This window comes from Burkholderia sp. PAMC 26561 (assembly GCF_001557535.2).
Taxonomy (GTDB): domain Bacteria; phylum Pseudomonadota; class Gammaproteobacteria; order Burkholderiales; family Burkholderiaceae; genus Caballeronia.
This window is the reverse complement of record NZ_CP014306.1, coordinates 3106371-3132448: the sequence shown is the minus strand read 5'-3', so window position 1 is coordinate 3132448 and position 26078 is coordinate 3106371. Positions and strand designations below refer to the sequence as shown.

Sequence of the window (26078 nt, the reverse complement as noted above, 5' to 3'; positions counted from 1 at the left end):
CCCGTTAATTTTTTGGAGTTTTTCATGGCGATCGAGCGCACCCTGTCGATTATCAAACCGGATGCAGTGGCAAAGAATGTGATCGGTCAGATCTACAGCCGTTTTGAACAAGCGGGCCTCAAGATCATCGCGTCGCGCATGGTTCACCTGTCGCGTGCTGATGCAGAAAAGTTCTACGCAGTCCACGCTGCACGTCCGTTCTTCAAGGACCTCGTTGAATTCATGATCTCCGGCCCCGTGATGATCCAGGCGCTGGAAGGCGAAAACGCCATCCTGACAAACCGCGACCTGATGGGCGCGACGGATCCGAAGAAGGCTGACAAGGGCACCATCCGCGCTGACTTCGCAGACAGCATCGACGCCAACGCAGTGCACGGTTCCGACGCAGCAGAAACGGCGCGTCAGGAAATCGCTTTCTTCTTCCCCGAAGTAAACGTTTATTCGCGTTGATTCGGAGTAGATTTATCGCAGGAATTGGCGCGAAATAACCGAAAAGCGAACTGGGGTGCGGCTTTGAACGGCTTCCCGGCTTCGCTCATCAGGGAAATGGCAGAAAATCGAATGACAGCTTCCACCGTCAACCTTCTGGATCTCGATGCCGCCGGGCTTGTCGCTTATTGTGACAGCCTGGGGGAGAAGCCGTTTCGCGCCAAGCAACTGCAGCGCTGGATTCACCAGTTCGGCGTCGACGATTTCGACGGCATGACCGATCTGGCGAAGTCACTGCGCGAAAAATTGAAAGGGCGGGCGAGTCTGGATATGCCCGCCATCGTCAGCGACCATGTTTCCACCGACGGCACGCGCAAGTGGCTGATCGACGTGGGCGGTAGCAACGCGGTCGAGACCGTCTATATTCCGGAAGAAAATCGCGGCACGCTGTGCGTTTCATCGCAAGCGGGCTGCGCAGTCAATTGCCGGTTCTGCTCGACCGGCAAGCAGGGTTTCTCGCGCAACCTGAGCACAGGCGAAATCATCGGCCAGTTGAGAATGGCGGAATTTGCGCTGCGTGCATCGAAGAGCGGTACTTACGGCGCGCCGAACAATGGCAAGGCCGATCGTGTGGTGACCAACGTCGTGATGATGGGCATGGGCGAACCGCTGCTCAATTACGACGCCGTGGTGCCCGCCATGCGGCTGATGCTTGACGACAACGCATACGGGTTGTCGCGTCGCCGCGTGACCTTGTCGACCTCGGGTGTCGTGCCCATGATGGACCGGCTTGGCGCGGATTTGCCGGTTGCGCTCGCGGTATCCTTGCACGCGCCGAACGACCCCTTGCGCGACATGCTGGTGCCGCTGAACAAGAAGTATCCGTTGCGCGAACTGATGGCGGCATGCCAGCGCTATTTGAAAGTGGCGCCGCGCGACTTCATCACGTTCGAGTACTGCATGCTCGACGGCGTGAACGACAGCGAAGCGCATGCACGCGAGCTCGTTGCGCTCACGCGCGACGTGCCTTGCAAATTCAATTTGATCCCGTTCAATCCGTTCCCTGAATCCGGGTTGAAGCGCTCGGTGAACGAGCAGATCAAGCGTTTCGCGCAGGTTTTGATGGACGCCGGTGTAGTGACCACGGTGCGCAAGACCCGCGGCGACGACATCGATGCGGCATGCGGACAACTGGCCGGTGCGGTCCAGGACCGTACGCGTCTTGCGCAGCGCATGGGCAAGGCATCGAAGGTAATTGAGGTTCGGGCTGTCTGATTCGTTTCATCAGCCACGCCGGCGCCGCAAGACGAGCGCTCCAGGCTGATACGTGTCATTCGGTTACGGAATCGGAATAATCAGCAATAAACGATCAAAGTCGGCGCACAACACCGCGCATTTTGTTATAAAGCGGTCTGCAACGCCGGCGCGGCAAGTCCGTGCGGTAGCGCCGTGCTTGGCAACGAAGCTGAGCAGCGACAAAAAAGAATCGATGCGAGGAAATTGGGATGAGTGAGCCGCAGCACCCGACGCCGTTTGGCGCTCATAAAGGTGGCCAGTCGGGCGGCCAAGCCGGCGATGTGCCGGGAAGCCAGCCGGAGCGGGCCGCGAGCGCCGCGCAGGGTGGAATCCAGGCCGCGCGCCTTGAATCGGTCGCAGCGGTAGGGGCGCGTCTGACGCAGCTTCGCGAGGCGAAGAACTGGTCGCTTGACGACGTTTCCGCGCGGTTGAAGGTCTCGCCGCAAAAGTTGCGCGCGCTTGAAAGCGGCGATCTCAGTCTTTTTCCCGATCGCAATTTCGCGGCCGGCATTGTGCGTAGCTACGCAAAGATCATGGGCGCCGATCCGGCGCCGTTCACTGCGGCGTTGCGCCAGGCGAACGGTCCGGTTGAACAGAATTTGTCGTTGCCGGCATCGTCGGGTGCAGGATTGCCGCGAGGCCGTGTACCGGTGCCGCTTGGCAGTTCCCCTAAGCGCCGGTCGTGGTTGTGGGGCGTGGCGGCTGTAGTCGTTGCGGTGATCGCGCTTGCAATGTGGCATACCGGCGGTGACTCCGCCGCGTGGCTTGCCCGTTTCAAAGCAAGCGCCAATGGTACGGGCCAGTCAGCCGGCGGCGATACGAGCACGAGTTCGGCCGTAGTTGGATCTGAAGAGTCGAGCGCAAATGCCGGTTCGGTTGCGCCGGCCGATACGACGGCTGCAAGCGGCGCAGCAGAGAACAACGCGACTACGCAGCAAGCTGGCGCTCAGCCAATGCCGAGCCCGCTGGGTACGAACGCGCTGCCGGCGTCGTCATCGACCATTTCGGCAGTTCAGGGTGCCGCCGCCAGAAGCGCGGGTGTTCCCGCTGCAGTTCCGTTGACGAATGCGGCGAAGGCCGGAGCGCCCACACCCGCATCCGTTGCGGCTGCGGTCGGCACGGGCTCGAATACGCTCGAATTGAAGGTGGCGGCCGACAGCTGGTTCAGCGTCCGCCAGAAGGACGGCAAGGAAGTGTTCTCAGGATTGGTCAAGGCCGATTCGGTGCAGCGTGTGGCGGGCGAAGCGCCGTTCAAGATCACGATCGGCAATCGCGCAGGCCTCGACTCGCTGACGTTCGACGGACAACCGGTCGAGGCCGCCAAGTTCGGGCCGGCCAAGGGTAACGTCGCGCGTTTTTCGCTCCCCTGAAGCCGTTGAAGTCCGTGCCGCAGGCTCCGTGCATCGTATGCCGGAGCCTTCGTAACAAGTTGCGCCGGATCGTGGCGTCTGACCTCGATCCTCAGGCTTGACACGAAATCGTGCGAAGATTTCGTTTCGGCGTTAAAGATTGTCAAACGCCGATCCTTGTCCTTGAGTCTCATTCATTCCAGAAACGCGTCTTCCGTGCGGCATCCGGCAACGCAGAGGGTCACTTAGATGCAATCCGAAGCTCAACACCCCCTTATTGAAAGCAAGATTTGTTCGTCGGAGCCTGTTTTCGGCGGATCGTGGAAACGGCGGGCATCGCATGCCGTCGACGTGCGCTGGGGCGGCCAGCTCATCACTATCGGCGGAGATTCACCGGTGCGCGTCCAGTCGATGACCAACACCGACACCGCGGACGCAATCGGTACCGCAATCCAGATCAAGGAACTGGCGCAGGCCGGCTCTGAGCTGGTCCGGATCACGGTGAACACGCCTGAAGCAGCGGCGGCGGTCCCCGCGGTACGTGAACAACTCGACCGGATGGGCGTGACCGTGCCGCTCGTCGGCGATTTCCACTACAACGGGCATACGCTGCTGCGCGACTATCCGGCGTGTGCGGAAGCGCTGTCGAAGTACCGTATCAATCCGGGCAACGTGGGCGCCGGTGCCAAGCGCGACACGCAGTTTGCGCAAATGATCGAAGCGGCTGCGCGGTACGACAAGCCGGTTCGTATCGGCGTGAACTGGGGCAGTCTCGACCAGGATCTGCTCGCCCGCATGATGGACGAGAACGCCGCGCGCCCGACGCCCTGGGAAGCGCAAAGCGTGATGTACGAGGCGCTGATCCAATCGGCGATCGGCTCGGCGGAACGCGCGGTCGAACTCGGCTTGCGGCGCGACCAGATCATCTTGTCGTGCAAGGTCAGCGGCGTGCAGGACCTGATCGCGGTGTATCGCGAACTGGCAAAGCGCTGCAGCTTTGCGCTGCACCTCGGGCTGACCGAGGCAGGGATGGGATCGAAGGGCATCGTGGCATCGACGGCGGCGTTGTCGGTGCTCTTGCAGGAAGGGATCGGCGACACCATCCGGATCTCGCTGACGCCCGAACCGGGTGGCGCGCGGACCGGCGAAGTGATTGTCGGGCAGGAAATCCTGCAGACCATGGGTCTGCGCTCGTTCACGCCAATGGTCATTGCCTGCCCGGGCTGCGGACGCACCACGAGCACGTTGTTCCAGGAACTGGCGTCGCAGATTCAAACGTATCTGCGTGACTCAATGCCGGTCTGGCGCGACCAGTTCCCGGGCGTGGAGAAAATGCACGTTGCGGTGATGGGTTGCATCGTGAACGGGCCGGGCGAATCGAAGCAGGCGAATATCGGCATCAGCTTGCCCGGTTCCGGTGAGAATCCTGCGGCGCCGGTGTTCATCGATGGCGTGAAGGTCAAGACGCTGCGCGGCGAACACATCGCCCAGGATTTCCAGCAAATCGTCAGCGAGTACGTCACGCGGACTTACGGCAAGCGCGAAACCGCGCAGGCAGAAACACTCTAAATACAGATGACTGAAGTCAAGAAAAAGCTTGAAAAGCTAAGCGGCGTGAAGGGCATGAACGACATCCTTCCCGAACACGCCGCGCTTTACGAATTCTTCGAAAGTACCGTCAAATCGATGCTGCGTGCTTATGGCTACCAGCAGATCCGCACGCCGATCCTCGAGCATACGCAACTCTTTACGCGTGGCATTGGCGAAGTGACGGACATCGTCGAAAAGGAAATGTACAGCTTCACCGACGCGCTCAACGGCGAGCAGCTCACGCTGCGCCCGGAGAACACCGCTGCGGTGGTGCGCGCGACGATCGAACACAACCTGCTGTACGACGGCCCGAAGCGGTTGTGGTATGTCGGCCCGATGTTCCGCCACGAGCGCCCGCAACGCGGACGCTACAGGCAGTTTCATCAGGTAGGCGTGGAAGCGCTGGGCTTCGCAGGTCCGGACACCGACGCTGAAATCATCATGATGTGTCAGCGTCTGTGGGACGACCTCGGGCTGACCGGCATCCGTCTCGAACTCAATTCGCTCGGCCAGCCGGAAGAGCGCGCGGCGCATCGCAAAGAATTGATTGCCTATCTTGAGCAACACGTCGAAGCACTCGATGAAGAAGCGAAACGCCGCCTCTACACGAACCCGTTGCGCGTGCTAGATACGAAAAATCCGGCGATGCAGGAAATCGCGCAGAACGCACCGAAGCTCGTTGAATTTCTCGGGCCCGAATCGCTCGCGCACTTCGAAGGCGTTCAGCGTTTGCTGAAGGCGAACAACGTGCCGTTCAAGATCAATCCGCGCCTGGTGCGCGGTCTCGATTACTACAACCTGACCGTGTTCGAATGGGTGACCGACAAGCTCGGCTCGCAAGGCACGGTTGCAGGCGGCGGACGCTACGACCCGCTGATCGAACAGCTTGGCGGCAAGGCGGCGGCTGCGTGCGGCTGGGCGATGGGCGTCGAGCGGATTCTTGAATTGCTGAAAGAAGAAAACCTCGTGCCGGCGGCGGAAGGCACTGACATTTATGTCGTGCATCAGGGTGAAGCGGCGGCGGAGCAGGCGTTTATCATTGCCGAGCGTTTGCGCGATACCGGTCTCGACGTCATCCTGCATTGCAGCCCGGACGGCACGCCGGCGAGCTTCAAGTCGCAAATGAAAAAAGCCGATGCAAGCGGCGCAGCGTTCGCGGTCATTCTTGGCGAAAACGAACTCGCGCAAGGCATGGTTGGCGTGAAACCGTTGCGGTCCTCATCGCTTGAATCGACGGGTCAAAAGAACGAGCAGGCCACCGTGCCTGTGGAAGACTTGACCGAATTTCTAATCAATGCGATGGTGGCAACCGCCGACGACAGCGCCGACTGATTGTCCGGCGGCGCCGCGTGGAAACCCCCGTGCGGCGGCCCGAAACAATGGCGCGCGGCATTGCACGCGAACACAAAAGCAGTCAAGGAATACGCTGGGCATGAGCTATCACGAAGAACAAGAGTCACTTGAAAACCTGAAGGCCTGGTGGGCGAAATGGGGCAACTCCACGACCTGGATCGTGCTCGCGGTGCTCGTGGTCGCGGCCGGCTGGAACGGCTGGAATTTCTGGCAACGCAGGCAGGCGGCCGAAGCCGCCGTACTCTACGATCAGGTCCAGCAAGCAGTCACAGCGGGTGACAAGGCGTTGGTCACACGTGTGTCGTCGGACATGGAAGACAAGTTCGGCGGCACCGCGTACGCGCAGATGACCGCGCTTGCCGCAGCCAAATCCCTGTACATGAGTGGCGACAGCGCCGGTGCCAAGACGCAGCTTCAGTGGGCTGTCGATCACGCGAAGGATGCTGAATACAAGCAGATCGCGAAACTGCGGCTGTCGCTGATCCTCCTCGATCAAAAAGCTTACGACGCCGGCCTGAAAGTCCTCGCCGACGAACCCCTCGACGCGTTCAAGGGCGTGGTATCGGATCGTCGTGGTGATTTGCTGGCGGCGCAAGGCAAGCGCGACGACGCGCGCGCGGCCTATAAACTGGCGCTCACCTCGTTGCCGCAATCCGATTCGTCCGCACGCCAGCTGATTCAGTTCAAGCTCGACGCGCTGGGCGGCTGATGCCGCTCGTGCCGGAATAGGCGTGTAGCAACGTCGTCTTTGTGCGGGCGCGGTGCTCACTGGGTTAAAGTCGCGGGTTCTCAGCGGTCAGACCTGAACAGTCCTGAGTCTCGCGCCGCACACCGATCAACCGATTTCATTTTATCCATGTTGCGTCCACCGATGAATTTTCTGAAACGCTACGCTCTGCCGCTCGCCTGCGCGATGTCGGTCATGCTCACGGCCTGTGCCACCAAGGACGAGCGCCGGGTGCCGACTCCGCTTGTCGAGATCAAGCCTGTCCTGAATGTGGAGCAGGCCTGGAAGGCGAGCGTCGGCAAGGCCGGACGTTACCTGTTCTCGCCGGTTGCCATCGGCGATGCTGTTTATGCAGCAGGCGCGAACGGCACGGTCGCGAAGATCGATGCGAAGACCGGTCAGGACGTGTGGCGCATCAAGCTGAAAGACGATCTGTCGGCGGGCGTGGGCAGCGACGGCAACCTGACTGCGGTCGGCGGGCTGAAGGGCAATGTGTACGTGCTCGGACCCGACGGCAAGCAATTGTGGACGGCTACGGCGCCGGGCGAAATCATCTCGCCGCCGCTCGTGGGTAACGACCTCGTGGTTGTACGGACTATCGACGGCAAGATCGTCGCGTTCAATTCGGTGACCGGCGAGCAGAAGTGGATGTTCCAGACGCGCGCCGTACCGCTGAACCTGCGCGTGGCTGCCGGTATGACGTTCGCGGCATCGCAGGCGGTGCTGGCGGGTTTCCCGGGCGGCACGTTTGCGGCGATCAACTTGCAGACCGGCGACGCTTACTGGCAAGCGCCGGTTTCGTTCCCCAAGGGCGTGACCGAAGTCGAGCGTATCAACGACGTGACGGGCGCACCGACGCTGGTCGGATCCGTGACCTGCGCGGTGACGTTCCAGGGCCGTATCGGCTGTTTCGATGCGAATTCGGGCCGTCCGCAATGGGAAAAGAACTTCTCGAGCGACAGCGGTCTCGCGCAGGACAACGAGATCGTGGCAGCAGGCGACGACTGGTCGGTGGTGAACGCATTTAGCGGTATCGACGGAACCGTCCTCTGGAAGAACGACAAGCTGAAGAATCGCACGGTCAGCGTGCCGTTCATCCTGGGTCGCGCGGTCGTGGTCGGCGACTATCAAGGATTTGTGCACTTCCTGTCGGCAACCAATGGCGAGTTCGTTGGCCGCGCGAAGACCGACGGCAGCGCAATCACGGCTGCTCCGGTGCTGGCGGGCGACACGCTCGTGATCCAGACACATGACGGCGGCCTGTATGGTTTCCGCCCGCGTTAATGCGTTGGTTTGACCTGATGAGCGCGCCGGTTTTGCCGGCCGCTCGTGTTTTACGGACTTTTATGTTTTTTGAGTCCGCGCCGTGCGAATAGAATCGATTGATCAACGCTGCACGTGACGGACCTGTCGTGCGGCAAATAAGCGCACAAGCAGTATTGGCAACGGCAAACGCAACGCCAGACAACACGTAAGGCGTTCCAAGTGCGTCCCGAACGCGATGAAAGCGGCCATGAACCAGGAACCCGAGCAGCAGAAACGCTGCATCCTGCGATCCATCCGCTGGAACCGTGCTAATTTTCGACACATCGCCGGACCGCAAACTCGCGGTTCGCCGTTTCCGGAGTGACATCCGGCTCGCGCCGGGCTGGAATGATCCGCCGTGCGTTCAACCAAGAACACCATCTGATGAAACCCGTAATTGCCCTCGTGGGGCGCCCCAATGTGGGGAAATCGACGCTCTTCAACCGCCTGACGCGCTCGCGCGATGCGCTCGTCGCCGACTTGCCCGGTCTTACGCGCGACCGCCATTACGGTGAAGGCCGTGTGGGCGACCGTCCTTATCTGGTCGTCGATACCGGCGGTTTCGAGCCTGTCGCAAAGGACGGCATCCTGCACGAGATGGCTCGCCAGACGCGCCAGGCAGTGGAAGAGTCCGACATCGTCGTGTTCATCACCGACGGCCGCAACGGGCTCGCGCCGCAAGACAAGGCGATCGCCGACTACCTGCGCAAGACGGGCCGGCCGTTGTTCCTCGTGGTCAACAAGGCCGAAGGCATGAAGTACAGCGCGGTGGCCGCGGACTTCTACGAACTGGGCCTGGGCGACCCGCGCGCCATTTCAGCCGCGCACGGCGACGGTGTGACGGAGATGATCGGCGATGCGCTCGAGATCGCTTACGCCGGACAGCCGGAAGAAGATCCCGAAGAAAAGGCCGCGCGTGGCGTGAAGATCGCCATCGTGGGACGCCCGAACGTCGGCAAGTCGACGCTGATCAATGCGCTGGTTGGCGAAGAGCGCGTGATCGCGTTCGACATGCCCGGCACCACGCGCGATTCCATTTATGTTGATTTCGAGCGAAGTGGCCGCAAGTACACGTTGATCGATACAGCGGGTTTGCGTCGTCGCGGCAAGGTGTTCGAAGCGATCGAGAAGTTTTCGGTGGTGAAGACGCTGCAGTCCATTTCAGACGCGAACGTGGTGATCCTGCTGCTCGATGCACAACAGGACATCTCCGAGCAGGATGCGCACATCGCCGGATTCGTAGTGGAACAAGGCCGCGCGCTGGTCGTTGGCGTGAACAAGTGGGACGGACTCGATTCGCATGTGCGCGAGCGCACCAAGGCGGACCTCACGCGCAAGCTCAAGTTTTTGGACTTTGCTAATTTCCATTACGTCTCGGCGCTGGAGAAAACCGGTATTAGCCAGTTGATGAAATCCGTCGATGACGCTTACGCCGCGGCCATGGCAAAGCTGCCGACGCCGAAGCTCACGCGCGCCCTCATTGACGCAGTGGAGTTCCAGCAGCCCCGGCGCCGTGGTCCGATCCGTCCGAAGCTGCGCTACGCGCACCAGGGCGGGCAGAATCCCCCGATCATTGTCGTGCATGGCAACGCGCTCGACGCGATCACGGACACCTACAAACGTTATCTGGAAGGACGCTTCAGAGAAACTTTCGGGCTGGTTGGGACTCCATTGCTAATAGAGTTTCGTTCGAGTGCGAATCCTTACGCGGATAAGGGCTGATGCCGGCCTGAATCCCGCGTGCATCAAGCGTTTCGGCGGATTTGGACGGGCGGGGCGCGCTGGTGCGAAAATGAAAATCGGCTATAGTGTAGCGATTGACGGCGGATCTCTTTTTCTTCGTCGCAATCACGTTAACCTGCAAAAATAATACGGAGTTTGCTATGAGCAACAAAGGGCAATTGTTACAAGACCCGTTTTTGAACGCACTGCGAAAAGAGCATGTGCCGGTGTCGATCTACTTGGTCAACGGCATCAAGCTGCAAGGCAATATTGAATCGTTCGACCAGTACGTCGTGTTGCTCCGTAACACCGTGACCCAGATGGTCTACAAGCACGCCATTTCCACGGTCGTGCCAGCGCGTCCGGTGAATTTCCACCCGGATGCTGAAACGCCCTAAACCTCGCAGCGTCCGGTGTAATGGCATGAATGAACTTGCTAATTCACCGGTCGCTTCAAAATGAAAACATCAATTTGATCAACGCAGCGCTTGTGGGTGTCGACTTCGGAAAAATCGATTTCGACGCCAGTCTCGAAGAACTCAGTCTGCTCGCACAAAGTGCGGGTGCCCATCCCGCCGTCACCCTGACCGGTCGCCGTTCCAGCCCTGATGCCAAGATGTTTGTCGGCAGCGGCAAAGTCGAAGAGCTGCGCCTCGCCTGCGTTGCCAACGACGTGGAACTCGTCATCTTCAATCATGCTCTGGCACCCGCGCAGCAGCGGAACCTGGAAACGGCGCTCGAGCGCCGAGTGATCGACCGCACCAGTCTCATACTCGATATTTTCGCGCAGCGTGCCCGCAGTCACGAAGGCAAGCTGCAGGTCGAACTCGCTCAGCTCCAGTATCTGTCCACACGATTGATTCGTGCGTGGACTCACCTCGAGCGGCAGAAGGGTGGTATCGGCCTGCGCGGACCGGGTGAAACACAGCTTGAAACCGACCGCCGGTTGATCGGCGAGCGTATCAAGGCGTTGAAGGCGCGGCTTGCGAAGCTGCAACGCCAGCATGGCACGCAGCGCCGTCAGCGGGAGCGCAACCGGACCACGTCGGTTTCTCTCGTGGGTTATACGAACGCGGGCAAGTCCACGCTGTTCAATGCGCTGACGAAGGCGCAGGCGTATGCGGCGGACCAGCTGTTCGCCACGCTCGATACAACCTCGCGCCGGGTGTATCTCGGCGAGGAAGCGGGACAGGCGGTGGTGTCCGACACGGTCGGGTTCATTCGCGACTTGCCTCACCAACTGGTTGCGGCATTCCGCGCGACGCTCGAGGAAACGGTACAGGCCGACTTGCTGCTGCATGTCGTCGATGCATCGAGCATGGTGCGGCTCGACCAGATCGAGGAAGTGAACAAGGTGCTGAGCAGTATCGGTGCCGACGGCGTTCCGCAAATTCTCGTATTCAACAAGATCGATGCAGTGCCTGAACTCGCGGCCCGCAACGATCCGGTTGAAAGGGACGAGTATGGTAATATTTTGCGCGTATTTTTGAGCGCGCGAACGGGTCAGGGACTCGACGCGCTGCGCGCTGCCATCGCCGAATTTGCAGCTTCCGAACCTAAAGATAACAACGAGTACACGGAACTTCCGGACGGCACAATCGTGCCGGAGTCCATGGATAGCACATCCGACGACGGAACCACGCTACCGGAAGACCACCGGTCAGCCGACGAAAGTGAAGACCGCAAGGTCCCCGAGCACGGGCACTGATCTGTTCCGATTTGCATTGACCCGGCTGTCTAATGGTGAATCACCGAGTGAACGACTACAACGAGCGGAGTACCCGGCAGCTTTCGCATGCCGTCTTTTCGATCAACGACCCGCGCTGGGGGCGGGGCGACGGCAATGGCGAAAATAAAGGCCAGGACCCGAAGCGTCCGCAGGAACAGAAGCGTCCATCGAAGGACAAGGATGGCGAAGGACCGCCGGATCTCGACGAAATGTGGCGCGACTTCAACAAGAAGCTTGCAGGCCTGTTCGGCAAGAAGCCGGCCGGCGGCGGTCCGCGTCCGGATAACGGCCGCACCGCGAAGATCGGACTGGGCATTGTTGTCGGCGCGCTGATCGCGATCTATCTCGGCAGCGGCGTGTTTGTCGTGCAGGACGGGAACGTGGGCGTGGTGTCGCGCTTTGGCAAGTACGAAGGCCAGGCGGATCAGGGCGTCCACTGGCGTCTGCCATATCCGTTCGAATCGCACGAGATCGTCAATACGTCGCAGATCCGTTCGGTCGATATCGGCCGCAATAACACGCTCACGCAAGCCAACGTTCGCGACGCGTCGCTGCTCACGCACGACGCGGATATCGTCGACGTGCGCTTTGCCGTGCAGTATCAGATCAAGTCGGCGACCGACTATCTGTTCCGCAATCTCGATCCGGAGCAGAACGTGACGGAATCGGCGCAGGCCGCCATCCGCGAGATCGCAGGCACGCACAGCACGGACGAACTGCTGTTCAAGGACCACGAAGCATTGCGTGCGAAGCTGGTCGACCGGATCCAGGCATCGCTTGATTCGTACAAGACCGGTTTGCAGGTGACCGGCGTGACCATTCAGAGCGTACAGGTGCCCGCGCAGGTTCAACCCGCGTTCGAGGAAGCGGCGAAGGTGCGCCAGGACAACGAACGCGCGGTGGATACAGCCAAGGCCTACGCCGATCAATTGCTTCCCCGCGCGAAGACGGACGCGGCGCGCATGATCGACGAAGCCAAGGGTTATAGCAACCGGGCCGTTTCGCAGGCGCAAGGCAATGCCGAGCGTTTCAAGCAGGTTTATGCAGAATATTCGAAGGCGCCGGCAGTGATTCGTCAACGCATGTATCTGGACACAATGCAGCAGATTTATTCGCGGGCGACGAAGGTGTTCGTCGACAGCAAGAGCTCGAATAACGTGGTTTATTTGCCGCTCGACAAGCTCGTCGATGCAAACCGTCAGCGTGCGAGCGCGGCCGCTCCGGCAAGCGGTGCATCGGACGCTTCGGCTCCTTCGGCAAGTGTAGCGAACCAGCCGGTTGGCGCAGCGCCCGCGAGCGTCGGCACGTCGATCACGCAGGATGCGCGCAGCGAAAGCGCGCAGGCAACATCGGCCGTTGCGGCGCAATCTGCCTCCGCCAGCACTGCGGCCAGCGCCGTGGCTGCATCGTCGACATCGGCATCTGGATCGGCGCAGTCGACCGGTGGCGATCCATTGCGCTCGCGCGACGCGTTCCGTTCGCGCTCGCGTGAAGACGACACGCAATGAGGAGCGCGATCATGAATCGAATCGTTGCGCTGGTAGTTGCCGTCGTGGTCGTGTTGTTTATTGGCTCTTCCATGATGTTCGTGGTCGACGAACGTCATGCCGGCGTAGTCACCGCGCACGGCGGAGGTGACCCCAAGCTCGTCACGCCCGGCCTGCATTTCAAGCTGCCGCCGCCGTTCCAGACGCTGACGCTGATCGACACCCGTACGCTCACCATCGACGAAGCGGGCACTGACCGTTTCAATACGTCGGACAAGAACGAGGTGATCGTGAATACGGTCATCAAGTATCGTGTCGCGGACCCGCTCAAGCTTTTTGTGAGCAACGAAAAGAACACGCAGACCGCGCAGGACCGTCTGGCCGCGCTCACGCGCACGGCGCTGACGTCGTCGTTCACGAAGCGTCCGCTGGCCGATGTGCTCGGCGAGCAGCAGGCTATCGGGACGGAAGCGCAGAAGGCGATCGAGCAGCCGGCAGCGGCGTTCGGCGTGGAACTCGTGGATGTGCAACTGACGCGCATCGACTTTCCGGCTGCGGTGGCGGATTCCGTCTACAAACGCATGATTGCAGCACGCCAGCAAGCGGCGGCCGAAGAACGCGCGAAGGGCACGGCTGACGCAGACGCAATCAAGGCAAATGCGGATCGTCAGCAGGAAGCCATTCTCGCCGATGCCTACAAGGAAGCGCAGACCATCAAGGGCGAGGGCGATGGCCGTGCTGCGTCGATTGCCGCAGATGCGTACGGCGTCGATCCGCAGTTCTACCAGTTCTATCAAAGCCTTGAAGCGTATAAAAAGACGTTCAATGCCGGCGATGTGATGGTTGTCGATCCGAGCAGCGATTTCTTCCGCTTCATGCGCAGCCCGAACGGTGCTGCGCCGAGCGCCGCCGATGCCACCACCCCGGCGCCCGCGCGCAAGCGCTGAGCTCCAATCGTCGCGGTGCGAGCCGCGGCGCCATCTATTGAATGGATATGGCTGCATCGTTACTGCTCGCGATTGCGTTGATGCTGATTATCGAAGGGATGTTTCCGTTCGTCTTCCCCAATTCCTGGCGCGACACGTTCCGCCGGATCGCTCAACGGCCGCCGCACCAGATTCGGATCGGCGGCCTGATCGCGATGGCGCTCGGCGTGATTCTGCTGCTGATTGCGACCTGAATTGCGTCGAGGCTGGCCGAGTCCGTAGCCACCCGCAGATCAAAAGATTATCCTGACCGACCGGCGATGCCACCTTCACCTCGCATCGCCGCGCTCAAAAACGTTCCGTAGGAAACGCCCCGATGTCCACCTGGTTACTTCCCGAGAATATCGCCGACGTCTTGCCGTCCGAGGCGCGCAAGATTGAAGAGTTGCGCCGCCGGCTGCTCGATCGTTTTCGTTCGTACGGCTACGAACTCGTGATGCCGCCGATGCTCGAGTACCTCGAATCGCTGCTCACCAGCGGCGGCAGCGACCTCAACCTGCGCACGTTCAAGCTCGTCGACCAATTGTCCGGACGCACGCTCGGCCTGCGCGCTGACATCACGCCGCAGGTTTCCCGCATCGATGCGCATTTGCTGAACCGGCAAGGCGTGACGCGCCTGTGTTACGCGGGCAATGTGCTGCATACGCGTCCGCGTGGCTTGCACGCGACGCGCGAGCAGATCCAGATCGGCGCGGAAATCTACGGCCACGCCGGGCTGGAAGCGGATCTGGAAATCCAGCAATTGATGCTCGATTCGCTGCGTCTGAGCGGTTTGAACAAGGTGCGTCTCGACTTGTGCCACGCGGGCGTCCTGGCGGCTTTGCTCGACCTCGAACCTGGCGCTGCCGCGCTCGGTGAGTCGCTCTACGACGCGCTCGGCGCGAAGGACGTACCGCGTCTGAACGAACTCACGTCCAGACTCGGCGATGTCGCCCGCGACGCGCTGCGGGCGTTGCCGTCACTCTACGGCGACGCATCGGTACTCGATGAAGCGCGCGCACGCTTGCCGAATTTGCCGGTCATCGGCCGGGCGCTCGACGACCTCGCGTTCCTTGCGGCGCAGGCGCACGGCGCCGAGCTGATGATCGATCTCGCCGACCTGCGCGGCTACGCGTACCACAGCGGCGTGATGTTCTCGGCCTACGTGGACGGCGTGCCGAACGCAGTTGCGCGAGGCGGCCGTTACGACGACGTTGGCCAGGCCTATGGCCGCGCACGTCCCGCAACCGGTTTCTCGCTCGATCTGCGTGAAGTCGCGCGCATTTCTCCTGTCGATGCCCGCGGCAGCGCGGTCCTCGCCCCGTGGAACCATGACGAACCGCTGCAGACGGCGGTCGCGAAACTGCGCGATGCCGGCGAAGTCGTGATCCAGGCGTTGCCCGGACACGACCATGATCTCGACGAGTTCGCGTTCGACCGCGTGCTGGTGGAGCGCAACGGGACATGGGTCGTCGAGGCCCGTTCCTAGCGGCTTCGGGGCTTGCTGCAAGCGTTTTTCACGCGCATGCAGCACACAACCGCAGACAAAACTTCAGCCTCATCCGATCGACTTTCGGTCGATATCCGTTCGCAAATACCGGGAAAAACTCGGAACCTTCGGCGAACATAGGTAAAATGCTTTTTTAACCAGCTATCAAATTGACATGTCTGCCAGCGCAGTGAATGTGAACCCGGGGCGCAACGTCGTCGTGGTCGGCACCCAGTGGGGTGATGAAGGCAAGGGCAAGATCGTCGACTGGTTGACGGACCACGCCCAAGGCGTCGTGCGCTTCCAGGGCGGTCATAACGCCGGCCATACGCTCATTATCGGCGGCAAGAAGACCATTCTTCGCCTGATTCCGTCGGGCATCATGCGCGCCGGCACGGCTTGCTATATCGGCAACGGCGTGGTTTTGTCGCCCGAAGCGCTCTTCAAGGAAATCGGCGAACTTGAAACGGCGGGTATCGACGTCCAGAAGCGCCTGTTCATTTCCGAAGCCGCCAACCTGATCCTGCCGTATCACATTGCCATCGACCAGGCGCGCGAAGCACGTCGTGGCGCGGCGAAGATCGGAACGACGGGACGCGGTATCGGACCGGCGTACGAGGACAAGGTCGGCCGCCGCGGCCTGCGCGTGCAGGACCTGTACGACCGCGACGTATTCGCTGAACGTCTGCGCGAAACGCTGGACTTCCACAACTTCGTGCTGACGGGTTATCTCGGCGCGCCGGCGGTGGATTTTCAGCAAACGCTCGACACCATGTTCGGTTACGCCGAGCGCCTCGCGCCCATGGTGACGGACGTCTCGCGTCGCCTTTACGACGAGAACCACGCCGGCCGCAACCTCTTGTTCGAAGGTGCGCAAGGCACGCTGCTCGACATCGACCACGGCACGTACCCGTATGTCACGTCGAGCAACTGCGTGGCGGGCGCGGCAACCTCGGGGGCGGGCGTGGGTCCGCAGAAACTGAACTACATCCTCGGCATCACGAAAGCATATTGCACGCGCGTGGGTGCGGGTCCGTTCCCAAGCGAGTTGTATGATGCGGACAATGTGAATCGTCAGGAACAGATTGGCCTGACGCTTGCCACCGTCGGCAAGGAGTTCGGCTCGGTGACCGGCCGTCCGCGCCGCACCGGCTGGCTCGACGCCGCTGCGCTGCGCCGCTCCATTCAGATCAACGGGATCTCGGGCCTGTGCATGACCAAGCTCGATGTGCTGGACGGCCTGGAAGAAGTGAAGCTCTGCGTGGGCTACAAGCTCGACGGCAAGGACGTCGACATCCTGCCGCGCGGCGCCTCGGAAGTGGCGCGTTGCGAGCCGATCTACGAAACGTTCGGCGGCTGGAAGGAAAGCACCATCGGCATCACGCAATGGGACCGCTTGCCGGAAACCGCGCGCAAGTATCTGTCGCGTGTGCAGGAAGTGGCGGGCGTGCCTATCGACATGGTGTCGACGGGTCCGGATCGCGACGAAACCATCCTGCTGCGTCACCCGTTCAAGGTTTAAGACCTCGGGCGTCCGGCAAAGACCAAGTGGCCGCGAATGTGCGGCCACTTTGCATTTTCAACCGTTGCACGTATTTAAAGAGTTTGACCATGATCGCGATGAAAGACCCGCGCAACGACGACCGGAACCTGTGGGTGGGCTGGGACGAATATCACCGGCTGATCGAACTGCTGGCGCTGTCCGTGCACGACTCAGGCTGGAAGTTCGACAATATCCTGTGTCTCGCGCGCGGCGGCCTGCGCGTAGGCGACCAGCTTTCGCGCATCTATGATCTGCCGCTCGCGATCCTCGCGACGAGTTCGTATCGCGAGGCGGCGGGAACGGAGCAGGGGGCGCTCGACATCGGTCAATACATCACGATGACGCGTGGGGAACTCTCCGGCAACGTGCTGCTCGTCGACGATCTGGTCGATTCAGGCGTCACGCTTTCGCGCGTTCAGCAGCATCTGAAGGAGCGTTATCCGGCGGTAACCGCCGTGCGCTCTGCCGTCCTTTGGTATAAAGGCTGCTCGACCGTGAAGCCCGATTATTTCGTTCAGTTCCTCGAAACGAACCCGTGGATTCATCAGCCGTTCGAGGAATGGGATACGGTCCGGCCGCACAACCTCGGTGCGTGGATCAAGCGCGGTCTGCACGACGAACGTAGCTGATCGTTTGTTCCATTTCGGCACGGCGGCTGTTACGCCGTTCCACCCAAGATGCCGTTCGAATGCCTGTTAGGATGTTCGAACGGCATTTTCATGTTCATCGCCCATGCAGCTTAGTGACTTCGCCGCAATGTCAAATCGCCTAAATGCGCCCGTCGTCGCGGTATCACAACACGGCGGTGAGGCGACAGGCGCGGCGTTAGAATGGCGTTCGTTTTTTCCGATCAGGACGGCTCCGCCGCGTTTATGACAACAGTGACCCACGCGCATGAGCGCAAACAACCACTTCCTGCTCTGGCGCTTGCCGCTATCGGAGTCGTGTTTGGTGACATTGGTACTAGCCCGCTGTACGCGCTGAAAGAGGCGTTCAGCAAAACGCATGGCATCGAACTCAATGAGGCTTCCGTCCTCGGGGTCATTTCGCTGCTGTTCTGGGCGATCGTGATCGTGGTGGGCATCAAGTACGTGCTGTTCGTCATGCGCGCCGACAACAACGGCGAAGGTGGCGTGCTCGCGCTCATGACGCTCGCGCTGCGCACGCTGAAGGAATCGGGCCGCGCCACCGGCGTGCTGATGATGCTTGGCATCTTCGGCGCCTGCATGTTTTATGGCGACGCCGTGATTACGCCGGCCATGTCGGTGATATCGGCGGTGGAAGGGCTTGAAATTGCCTCGCCGCGGCTCGCTAACTACGTGATTCCGATCACCATCGTCATCTTGATCGCGCTGTTCTGGATTCAGCGGCGCGGCACGTCGGTGGTCGGCAAGCTGTTCGGGCCGATCATGCTGGTGTGGTTCGTGACGCTTGCCGTGATGGGCGTGTTTCACATCGTTCAGGCACCGCGTGTGTTGGTCGCATTGAATCCGTACTACGCGTTTTCGTTCATGCAGGCGCATGTGTTGCAAGCGTATATCGTGCTGGGCTCGGTCGTGCTGGTGCTGACCGGCGCTGAAGCGCTTTATGCCGACATGGGACACTTTGGCGCCAAGCCCATTCGATACGGCTGGTACGGCCTCGTCATGCCCTCGCTGCTGCTGAATTACTTCGGCCAGGGCGCGCTGCTGATGCATTCGCCCGAAGCGCGCGAAAGTCCGTTCTTCCTGATGGCGCCCGACTGGGCGCTGCTGCCGCTCGTGATCCTGTCGACCATTGCGACCGTGATTGCATCGCAAGCGGTGATCTCCGGCGCCTATTCGCTGACGAGCCAGGCCATCCAGCTCGGCTACGTGCCGCGCATGAAGATCCTGCATACGTCGGATCTGGCTATTGGGCAGATCTATATTCCGGTCGTGAACTGGATGCTGCTGTTCATCATCCTGTGCATCGTGATCGGCTTCAAGAGCTCCGAGAATCTCGCGGCTGCATACGGGCTTGCCGTCACCGCGACCATGCTGGTCACGACCATTCTCGCGTCGGTGGTGATGACCAAGCTGTGGGGATGGAACAAGTTCCTGGTGGGCGCGATCATCAGCGTGTTCTTTATTATCGATGTCGGGTTTTTCGGCGCCAGCCTGCTCAAGATCGAGCAGGGCGGCTGGCTGCCGTTGGGTATCGGCGGAGTGTTGTTCTTCCTGCTGATGACGTGGTTCAAGGGCCGCATGATCGTCAAGGACCGGACCGCCGCCGATGGTATTCCGCTGATGCCGTTCCTGCAGGGTCTGCTTGCGCACCCGCCGCATCGGGTGTCGGGTACGGCGATCTACCTGACCGGCAGCGATTCGCTCGTGCCGGTGAGCTTGCTGCATAACCTGAAACACAACAAGGTTCTCCACGAGCGCACGATATTCCTGAATTTCGCCACGCGCGATGTCCCTTACGTGGACGATGCTACCCGCGTGGAAGTGAAAGACGCGGGCGGGGGTTTGTTCCTCGTGAAGGCGCAGTACGGCTTCAATGAAACGCCGGATGTGAAGGCTGTGCTGATGGAAATCGGGCGCACACATGACATGACATTCGAGCTTATGGACACCTCGTTCTTCATGGCGCGCGAGACGGTGGTGCCGACGCAATTGCCGGGCATGTCGGTATGGCGCGAGCGTGTGTTCGCGTGGATGCATCAGAATGCCGCGAAGCCAACGGACTTCTTCAGCATTCCGGCTAATCGTGTGGTCGAACTCGGGACGAAGATCGAGATTTGATCGTCATGTTTGACTGAGGAAGACAAACGGCCCATCGAAAGATGGGCCGTTCTTGTTTCTGCTTCGTCGATTGCGATGACCTATTTCTTCAGCTTTGCGAACGCCGCTGCCATTGCGCTGCTGGCTGCTTCCGGCTCGCGCCGGCTGCCGCTGTTGCCGCGGACATCGCGGGCGCTGCCACCTCCGGCACTACCGCCGCGGCGATCCTGCCCGCCGCGTTGCTGTTGCTGCGCCGTACCGCCCTCAGGCGCGAAGTCATCGTCAAGACGCATGGTCAGTGCGATCCGCTGGCGCTTCACATCTGTTTCGAGCACTTTCACCTTCACCACCTGACCGGTTTTCACCACCTCGTGCGGGTCCTTGATGAACTTCGTCGACATCGCCGACACATGCACGAGTCCATCCTGATGCACGCCGATATCGATAAACGCGCCAAACGCCGCCACGTTCGTGACCACGCCTTCCAGGATCATGCCCGGCGTCAGGTCGGAGAGCTTTTCGACGCCTTCGCGGAACGTGGCCGTCTTGAACTCGGGGCGCGGATCACGGCCGGGTTTTTCGAGCTCGGCCAGAATGTCACGCACGGTGGGAAGACCAAACCGGTCATCGACGAAATCCGCCGGCGACAAGCCTGACAACGCTTCGCGTTTGCCCATCACATCGGCGGCGTGTTTCTTTATTTTCGCCAGGATCCGTTCGACGACCGGATACGCTTCCGGATGTACCGACGACCGGTCGAGCGGATTGGCGCCGTTGTTGATGCGCAGGAATCCCGCAGCTTGTTCGAAGGTTTTATCGCCGAGACGGGGGACTTTTTTCAACTGATCGCGTGAAGCGAAGGGGCCGTTGGCATCGCGGAAATCAACGATATTGCGCGCCAATGTCGCGTTCAGACCGGACACGCGTGCAAGCAGCGCCACCGAGGCCGTGTTCGCGTCCACGCCGACGGCATTCACGCAGTCTTCGACGACGGCGTCGAGCGAGCGGGCGAGGTCGCGCTGATTCACGTCGTGCTGATACTGGCCAACGCCAATGGCCTTCGGGTCGATCTTGACGAGTTCTGCGAGCGGATCCTGCAAGCGCCGTGCGATGGAAACAGCGCCGCGCAAGGTTACATCCAGGTCAGGAAATTCCTTCGATGCCAGTTCGGATGCCGAATAAATCGATGCTCCTGCTTCCGACACCACGATCTTCTGCAGCTTCAGTTCCGGGTGTTTCGCGATCAGCTCGCTTGCGAGCTTGTCCGTCTCGCGCGAAGCGGTGCCATTGCCGATACTGATCAGCTCGGCTTGCGTCTGCGCCGCGATGCGCGCGAGCTTCGCGAGCGAGCCATCCCAGTCGCGACGCGGCTCGTGAGGATAGATGACATCGGTTGCGAGCAGCTTGCCAGTGCGATCGACCACGGCGACTTTCACGCCGGTACGCATGCCCGGATCCAGTCCGATAACCGCCTTCGGACCCGCCGGCGCTGCCAGCAAAAGATCCTTCAGATTGCGCGCAAACACGCGAATCGCCTCGCCTTCGGCCTCCTCGCGCAGATTCGTCAGCAAGTCGTTCTCGACATTCGGCTGCACCTTTACACGCCAGCACCAGCGGCAGACGTCGGAGAGCCATTTATCGGCGGGACGGCCCTGATTGGCGATACCCACATGGTTCGCGATCAGCGTCTCGCCCGGATGCGGCACCTGGGCATCAAGTTCGCCGCCAAGCCCCAGCTTGACGGACAGGACGCCCGCGTTGCGGCCGCGGAACAGCGCCAGCGCACGATGCGACGGCACCGTGCGGATGGTTTCCGAGTAGTCGTAATAATCGCGGAATTTCTCGCCTTCCTCGGTTTCCTTGCCTTCGACCACGGTCGAGATCACGCTGCCTTGCTTGAACAGATATTCGCGGACCTTGCCGAGAATCTCGGCAGTTTCGCCGAACTGCTCGGAGAGAATGTCGCGGGCGCCGTCGAGCGCGGCCTTCGTGTCCGCGACGCCTTTTTCTGCGTCCACATAACGCGCGGCTTCGGTTTGCGGGTCGAGCTTCGGATCGGCGAGAAGGGCGTCCGCAAGCGGCTGCAGGCCGGCCTCGCGGGCGATCATCGCGCGGGTCCGCCGTTTCGGTTTGTACGGGAGATACAGGTCTTCGAGCACCTGCTTGCTGTCCGCGCCTTCCACGGCTGCGCGCAGTTCGGGCGTGAGCTTGCCCTGTTCGTCGATGCTCTGGACAATCGCCGCGCGCCGGTCCTCGAGCTCGCGGAGGTAGACGAGCCGCTCTTCGAGATTGCGCAATTGCGTATCGTCGAGATTGCCTGTCACTTCCTTTCTATAACGGGCGATGAACGGAACGGTGGAGCCTTCATCGAGAAGTTGCACGGTGGCGGCGACCTGGCGCGGCTGCACGCTCAACTCGGTGGCGATGCGCTGGACAATCTTGAGTGCTACGGTTTCCGTCATGGGTGTCTGCGTCTGCCTGCTGGCTCATCAGGGGCGTTTCCATGCCGCGCATTTCACTTGAATCCGCGCGAACACGTTTGCCGGGTTGGTGAAGCGGGGCATTTTGCCATAAATGCCGGAGGCCTCCGGCGCACGGTGATAGAATTTCGGCATCGTAGAAGCTGCATTTCAATACATTGTCCAACCCGCTGGCTATCACGTTGCCGACCTCCCGCCTTTCGCCCGTTTTGCCGACTGTACCAGTCGATTTGTTCGCCACGCGCCACGCCGCGCGCTCTTGCTCGCGGTGGTTTCATCCGCTTCGCGCCGCAATGGCCGTGCTGGCGTGCGCGGGTTTTGTTCAGGCAGCCACGGCGCAGACGCCCAGGCCTATCAATCCGGGCACGTCGGTCACAGAATCGCCGCTCGACGACGCCCGTGCGACCGGCGCAAATGCCGCAAGTCCGGCGGACGCAGACGCGGACGCGAACGGTTTCGGCGCGCGTCAGAAGGCGCTTGACACGCGCAGCGAGGAAAACAACTATCGGTATGCGGTCAAGCAGCACGATTGTTATAACGATTTTTTTGTCAATCATTGTCTTAATGCCGCGCGTGCAGCGAAACGCGATGTAAGCCAGGAAATCCGCAAGCAACAACTGGCGCTCGACGACGAACAACGTCTGCAACACGCGCAACAGCGGGACCAGCAAACGGCGCTCAAGCGCGCCCAGTACGAAGCAGATGCGCCGCAACGCGCAACGACCGAAAAGGCGAGCGCGGAATCATTCGCTGAAAAGCAGCGCCAGAACGCACTGTCAGAAGCGCAGCGCACCGCAGAAGCGCCGCAACGGGCCCAGAATCAGGCGGCGTACGACCGCAAGCAGGCGGATTACCAGAAGAAGCTCGACGACGCCGCCGCGCGTGGCGCGCAGGACGCGCGTGATCGCGACGCGAAGGCTGAGCGTTACGAGGCGAAGCAGCGCGACGCTGCCGAGCACCAGGCGGAAGTGCAGGCACGGCAGAAGGAAGCGGCTGTGAAACAGCAGCAGCGCGCGCAACAGGAAGCCGCCGATCGCGCGCATCAGGAGCAGCTCAAGCAACAACAGCAACAACAATCGAAGTAAGCTGAAGAAGGTCTGGATGTGGACAGCAACCTCGGGCGATGCCGCCGGCGTTTTTCCGGCGTCCGCCGTGACGAGAGGAGCCGAACATGCACGCATATCCTGCAGCAGCAGTCGACACGGGCACGATCCGCGAGCGTATCGTGCAGTTGCAGGCGGAGCATCATGGCCTGGACAGCCTGATCGACAAGATGGCCGACGTGCCGGGCATCAATGAGCTGGAAATCAGGCGCCTGAAAAAGCGCAAGCTCAAGGTCAAGGACACGATCATCCTGCTGCAGTTACAGTTGGAACCGGACGCGCGCTGAACGGCGTCGCGCTGAAAGGCGTCGCGCTGAATGGCGTCGCGCTGAATGGCGTCGCGCTGAATGGCGTCGCGCGATTCAGCGGCGCGTGCATCGAACAGTTTTGCCTTACGCGCGGCAAAAAAGCCCAAGCTACAAGCAGGAACCTTCCCCTTGAATTCGCCCGACAACGCCCTCACAGACAACGCGGAATCCGTGCTGAAGCCGGCCGCGAAAGCGGGTGGCGCCGACACATCGCTTTCGCTGACACTTGCACCGAAGCGCCGCACCGAACTCGACGCGATTTTTGCCGCCGAGGGCCTGCTGGCGCGTCAAATCGATGGTTATCGCTCGCGTGCGTCGCAGATCGAAATGGCGCGCGCAGTCGCGGCCGCGATGGAAGCGTCCGGCCGCGCCATGCCCGAACCCGCCTTGTTCGACGCGCAACGCCGTCCGGCGCGCAAGCTCGGGCCATCGGATGCGCCGGTCGTGGTCGAGGAAAGCGGCGAGGAGGTCGGCCTGGCCACCGCAACCACGGGCGTCGACGGCGGTGAGAACACGTTGATCGTGGAAGCGGGCACGGGCACGGGCAAGACCTTCGCGTATCTCGTGCCGGCCATGCTGTGGGGCGGCAAGGTGATCGTATCGACGGGCACCAAGCACTTGCAGGACCAGCTTTTCCAGCGCGACATCCCGACCGTGCGCGACGCGCTCGCGGTGCCGGTTTCCGTCGCGATGCTCAAGGGCCGCGCGAATTACCTGTGCCATTACTACCTGCAGCGCACCGCCGATAACGGCCGTTTGCCCACGCGCCAGGACACCGCGCATCTGCAGGAAATCATCCGCTTCGCGAAACTGACGCACACCGGCGACAAAGCCGAACTCGCGAGCGTGCCCGAGAACTCGCCGGTCTGGCCGATGGTCACGTCCACGCGCGACAACTGCCTGGGCCAGGAGTGCCCGCAGTACAAGGAATGTTTTGTCATGCAGGCGCGGCGCGAGGCGCAGCAGGCGGACATCGTGGTAGTGAATCACCACCTGTTTTTCGCCGATGTCATGCTCCGCGACACCGGCATGGCCGAGTTGCTGCCGACCGCCAACACCATCATCTTCGACGAAGCCCATCAGCTTCCCGAGACGGCGACGCTGTTTTTCGGCGAGACCGTATCGACCACGCAGTTCCTGGAACTCGCACGCGATGCCGTTGCGGAAGGCCTGAGCCACGCGCGTGACTTCTCCGACTGGACCAAGCTCGGCGCCGCGCTCGAACGTGCGGCGCGGGACGTCCGGCTCGCATTCAGGGAAGATTCGGTGCGCATGTCGCTCGGCCAGCTCGTCGACGATCATCCTTTATTCGATGCCCTCGACACACTTGAGGAACACCTCGATGCGCTCACGGCCGCTTTGAACGCTCACGCCGAACGCGCGGAATCGCTGGGCGCGCTGCAGCGCCGGGCACGGGAATTACAAGGTTTGCTGGGGGGCTGGACCGCACCGCCAACGTCCGTGGAAAAGGCCGTCGCGCAAGAGAAGGAAGCCGCCGCCAAAGCCGATCCGAACGAGATGGTCCGATGGATCGAAGTGTTCTCGCACACGGTCCAGTTGCACGAAACGCCGCTGTCCGTCGCGCCGATCTTTTCGAAGCAGCGCGCGGGCGTTCCGCGTGCGTGGATCTTCACATCGGCAACCTTGTCGGTGCGCGGCGACTTCACCCATTACGCCGCGCAGATGGGCCTGAACGCGCGACGCTCCATGACGCTGCCCAGTCCCTTCGACTACCCCGAGCAGGGCTTGCTGTACGTGCCGCGCAACTTGCCGCAACCATCGTCGCCGAATTTCACCGACGCCGTGTTCGATGCTGCGTTGCCTGTCATCGAAGCATCGAAGGGGGGCGTGTTTTTCTTGTGCACGACCTTGCGCGCCGTCGATCGCATTGCCAACCGCCTGCGCGACACCATCGAGCGGCGCGGCTGGGATTATCCGTTGCTGGTTCAGGGCGACGCGAGCCGCACTGAATTGCTCGATCGTTTCCGTTCTTATGGCAACGCGATCCTCGTTGGCAGCCAGAGTTTCTGGGAAGGCGTGGATGTGCGCGGTGATGCGTTGTCGCTGGTTGTCATCGACAAGCTACCTTTTGCGCCGCCCGATGATCCCGTGTTGTCGGCGAGACTCGATGCGCTGACGAAGAAGGGCTTGAGCCCTTTCGCTGTGCACCAGTTGCCGCAGGCAGTGATCACGCTCAAGCAGGGCGCGGGGCGTCTGATTCGCGCAGAAACGGATCGCGGTGTGCTGATGATCTGCGACACCCGTCTCGTCGATAAACCTTACGGCCGGCGCATCTGGCAGAGCCTTCCGCCGTTCAAGCGCACGCGTGAAATAGAGGTGGTGCGCGCGTTCTTCACCGATCCTGAAACGGCGGTGACCGAAGCGGAAGAGTAAGTAACACGCATTCTTTCAACCGAACACATAAATAAAAAACCCGGCCTTAAAGCCGGGTTTTTTGT

At 61.2% G+C, this 26078-nt stretch carries 21 protein-coding genes; 20 read left to right on the top strand and 1 reads right to left on the bottom strand.

What is annotated here, in order from left to right; genetic code table 11:
- Positions 1 to 24: 24 nt before the first annotated feature.
- The 17 genes from ndk to AXG89_RS14305 all read left to right on the top strand — a co-directional run bounded on the left by ndk (position 25) and on the right by AXG89_RS14305 (position 19749).
- Positions 25 to 450, top strand: coding sequence for a nucleoside-diphosphate kinase (gene ndk, locus AXG89_RS14385; protein ID WP_061999536.1), 426 nt, complete (start codon positions 25 to 27; stop codon positions 448 to 450).
- A 111-nt stretch (positions 451 to 561) separates the two neighbouring features.
- Positions 562 to 1704, top strand: coding sequence for a 23S rRNA (adenine(2503)-C(2))-methyltransferase RlmN (rlmN, locus tag AXG89_RS14380; RefSeq protein WP_062170023.1), 1143 nt, complete (start codon positions 562 to 564; stop codon positions 1702 to 1704).
- 230 nt (positions 1705 to 1934) lie between these two features.
- Positions 1935 to 3095 carry a RodZ domain-containing protein gene (locus AXG89_RS14375; RefSeq protein WP_062170022.1) on the top strand — a complete coding sequence of 387 codons (1161 nt, stop codon included), beginning with the start codon at positions 1935 to 1937 and terminating at the stop codon, positions 3093 to 3095.
- Between the two features lie 228 nt (positions 3096 to 3323).
- A complete protein-coding gene (gene ispG, locus AXG89_RS14370) occupies positions 3324 to 4643 on the top strand; it encodes a flavodoxin-dependent (E)-4-hydroxy-3-methylbut-2-enyl-diphosphate synthase (RefSeq protein ID WP_061999534.1) in 1320 nt (439 codons plus the stop codon).
- Between the two features lie 6 nt (positions 4644 to 4649).
- Positions 4650 to 5996, top strand: coding sequence for a histidine--tRNA ligase (gene hisS / locus AXG89_RS14365; protein ID WP_061999533.1), 1347 nt, complete (start codon positions 4650 to 4652; stop codon positions 5994 to 5996).
- 100 nt (positions 5997 to 6096) lie between these two features.
- A complete protein-coding gene (locus AXG89_RS14360; RefSeq protein ID WP_061999532.1) occupies positions 6097 to 6726 on the top strand; it encodes a YfgM family protein in 630 nt (209 codons plus the stop codon).
- A 162-nt stretch (positions 6727 to 6888) separates the two neighbouring features.
- Complete coding sequence (bamB, locus tag AXG89_RS14355) at positions 6889 to 8028, top strand: outer membrane protein assembly factor BamB (protein ID WP_061999531.1); 1140 nt, start codon at positions 6889 to 6891, stop codon at positions 8026 to 8028.
- Between the two features lie 405 nt (positions 8029 to 8433).
- Positions 8434 to 9771 (top strand): ribosome biogenesis GTPase Der, encoded by a 1338-nt coding sequence (der, locus tag AXG89_RS14350; RefSeq protein ID WP_062170626.1) that lies wholly within the window; start codon positions 8434 to 8436, stop codon positions 9769 to 9771.
- Positions 9772 to 9932: 161 nt separating this feature from the next.
- Entirely contained in the window at positions 9933 to 10169 is a 237-nt protein-coding gene (hfq, locus tag AXG89_RS14345) for an RNA chaperone Hfq (RefSeq protein WP_031356421.1), read from the top strand.
- Positions 10170 to 10198: 29 nt separating this feature from the next.
- Positions 10199 to 11479, top strand: coding sequence for a GTPase HflX (gene hflX, locus AXG89_RS14340; RefSeq protein WP_061999530.1), 1281 nt, complete (start codon positions 10199 to 10201; stop codon positions 11477 to 11479).
- A gap of 47 nt (positions 11480 to 11526) precedes the next feature.
- Complete coding sequence (gene hflK, locus AXG89_RS14335) at positions 11527 to 13008, top strand: FtsH protease activity modulator HflK (protein WP_062000870.1); 1482 nt, start codon at positions 11527 to 11529, stop codon at positions 13006 to 13008.
- An 11-nt stretch (positions 13009 to 13019) separates the two neighbouring features.
- Complete coding sequence (gene hflC, locus AXG89_RS14330; RefSeq protein WP_062000869.1) at positions 13020 to 13934, top strand: protease modulator HflC; 915 nt, start codon at positions 13020 to 13022, stop codon at positions 13932 to 13934.
- Between the two features lie 41 nt (positions 13935 to 13975).
- The gene (locus AXG89_RS14325; RefSeq protein WP_056363906.1) at positions 13976 to 14167 is read left to right on the top strand and encodes a DUF2065 domain-containing protein; all 192 of its coding nucleotides are present in this window, start codon (positions 13976 to 13978) and stop codon (positions 14165 to 14167) included.
- A gap of 122 nt (positions 14168 to 14289) precedes the next feature.
- Positions 14290 to 15441 (top strand): ATP phosphoribosyltransferase regulatory subunit, encoded by a 1152-nt coding sequence (locus AXG89_RS14320; protein WP_061999529.1) that lies wholly within the window; start codon positions 14290 to 14292, stop codon positions 15439 to 15441.
- A gap of 175 nt (positions 15442 to 15616) precedes the next feature.
- Positions 15617 to 16963 carry an adenylosuccinate synthase gene (locus AXG89_RS14315; RefSeq protein ID WP_061999528.1) on the top strand — a complete coding sequence of 449 codons (1347 nt, stop codon included), beginning with the start codon at positions 15617 to 15619 and terminating at the stop codon, positions 16961 to 16963.
- Between the two features lie 89 nt (positions 16964 to 17052).
- Positions 17053 to 17613, top strand: coding sequence for a phosphoribosyltransferase (locus AXG89_RS14310; RefSeq protein WP_061999527.1), 561 nt, complete (start codon positions 17053 to 17055; stop codon positions 17611 to 17613).
- Positions 17614 to 17856: 243 nt separating this feature from the next.
- Complete coding sequence (locus tag AXG89_RS14305) at positions 17857 to 19749, top strand: potassium transporter Kup (protein ID WP_062000868.1); 1893 nt, start codon at positions 17857 to 17859, stop codon at positions 19747 to 19749.
- Between the two features lie 80 nt (positions 19750 to 19829).
- On the opposite strand, the gene AXG89_RS14300 is transcribed toward AXG89_RS14305, so the two are convergent.
- Positions 19830 to 22190, bottom strand: a complete 2361-nt coding sequence (locus AXG89_RS14300) for a Tex family protein (protein WP_062170021.1) — start codon at positions 22188 to 22190, stop codon at positions 19830 to 19832.
- 176 nt (positions 22191 to 22366) lie between these two features.
- Here AXG89_RS14300 and AXG89_RS14295 point away from each other — a divergent pair, with 176 nt between their 5' ends.
- The 3 genes from AXG89_RS14295 to AXG89_RS14285 all read left to right on the top strand — a co-directional run bounded on the left by AXG89_RS14295 (position 22367) and on the right by AXG89_RS14285 (position 26013).
- Positions 22367 to 23293, top strand: a complete 927-nt coding sequence (locus AXG89_RS14295) for a colicin transporter (protein ID WP_372237083.1) — start codon at positions 22367 to 22369, stop codon at positions 23291 to 23293.
- 86 nt (positions 23294 to 23379) lie between these two features.
- Positions 23380 to 23598: a DUF465 domain-containing protein gene (locus tag AXG89_RS14290; protein WP_061999524.1), complete on the top strand. Its 219-nt coding sequence runs from the start codon at positions 23380 to 23382 to the stop codon at positions 23596 to 23598.
- Positions 23599 to 23790: 192 nt separating this feature from the next.
- Positions 23791 to 26013, top strand: a complete 2223-nt coding sequence (locus tag AXG89_RS14285) for an ATP-dependent DNA helicase (protein WP_372237084.1) — start codon at positions 23791 to 23793, stop codon at positions 26011 to 26013.
- Positions 26014 to 26078 lie beyond the last annotated feature (65 nt).

Coding starts and splice junctions, on each gene's coding strand:
- ispG (WP_061999534.1), top strand. CDS start 3,324: ATGCAATCCGAAGCTCAACACCCCCTTATTGAAAGCAAGATTTGTTCG.
- AXG89_RS14375 (WP_062170022.1), top strand. CDS start 1,935: ATGAGTGAGCCGCAGCACCCGACGCCGTTTGGCGCTCATAAAGGTGGC.
- hisS (WP_061999533.1), top strand. CDS start 4,650: ATGACTGAAGTCAAGAAAAAGCTTGAAAAGCTAAGCGGCGTGAAGGGC.
- ndk (WP_061999536.1), top strand. CDS start 25: ATGGCGATCGAGCGCACCCTGTCGATTATCAAACCGGATGCAGTGGCA.
- der (WP_062170626.1), top strand. CDS start 8,434: ATGAAACCCGTAATTGCCCTCGTGGGGCGCCCCAATGTGGGGAAATCG.
- AXG89_RS14300 (WP_062170021.1), bottom strand. CDS start 22,190: ATGACGGAAACCGTAGCACTCAAGATTGTCCAGCGCATCGCCACCGAG.
- hfq (WP_031356421.1), top strand. CDS start 9,933: ATGAGCAACAAAGGGCAATTGTTACAAGACCCGTTTTTGAACGCACTG.
- AXG89_RS14310 (WP_061999527.1), top strand. CDS start 17,053: ATGATCGCGATGAAAGACCCGCGCAACGACGACCGGAACCTGTGGGTG.
- bamB (WP_061999531.1), top strand. CDS start 6,889: ATGAATTTTCTGAAACGCTACGCTCTGCCGCTCGCCTGCGCGATGTCG.
- rlmN (WP_062170023.1), top strand. CDS start 562: ATGACAGCTTCCACCGTCAACCTTCTGGATCTCGATGCCGCCGGGCTT.
- hflC (WP_062000869.1), top strand. CDS start 13,020: ATGAATCGAATCGTTGCGCTGGTAGTTGCCGTCGTGGTCGTGTTGTTT.
- AXG89_RS14290 (WP_061999524.1), top strand. CDS start 23,380: ATGCACGCATATCCTGCAGCAGCAGTCGACACGGGCACGATCCGCGAG.
- AXG89_RS14305 (WP_062000868.1), top strand. CDS start 17,857: ATGACAACAGTGACCCACGCGCATGAGCGCAAACAACCACTTCCTGCT.
- AXG89_RS14360 (WP_061999532.1), top strand. CDS start 6,097: ATGAGCTATCACGAAGAACAAGAGTCACTTGAAAACCTGAAGGCCTGG.
- AXG89_RS14320 (WP_061999529.1), top strand. CDS start 14,290: ATGTCCACCTGGTTACTTCCCGAGAATATCGCCGACGTCTTGCCGTCC.
- hflX (WP_061999530.1), top strand. CDS start 10,199: ATGAACTTGCTAATTCACCGGTCGCTTCAAAATGAAAACATCAATTTG.
- AXG89_RS14325 (WP_056363906.1), top strand. CDS start 13,976: ATGGATATGGCTGCATCGTTACTGCTCGCGATTGCGTTGATGCTGATT.
- AXG89_RS14315 (WP_061999528.1), top strand. CDS start 15,617: ATGTCTGCCAGCGCAGTGAATGTGAACCCGGGGCGCAACGTCGTCGTG.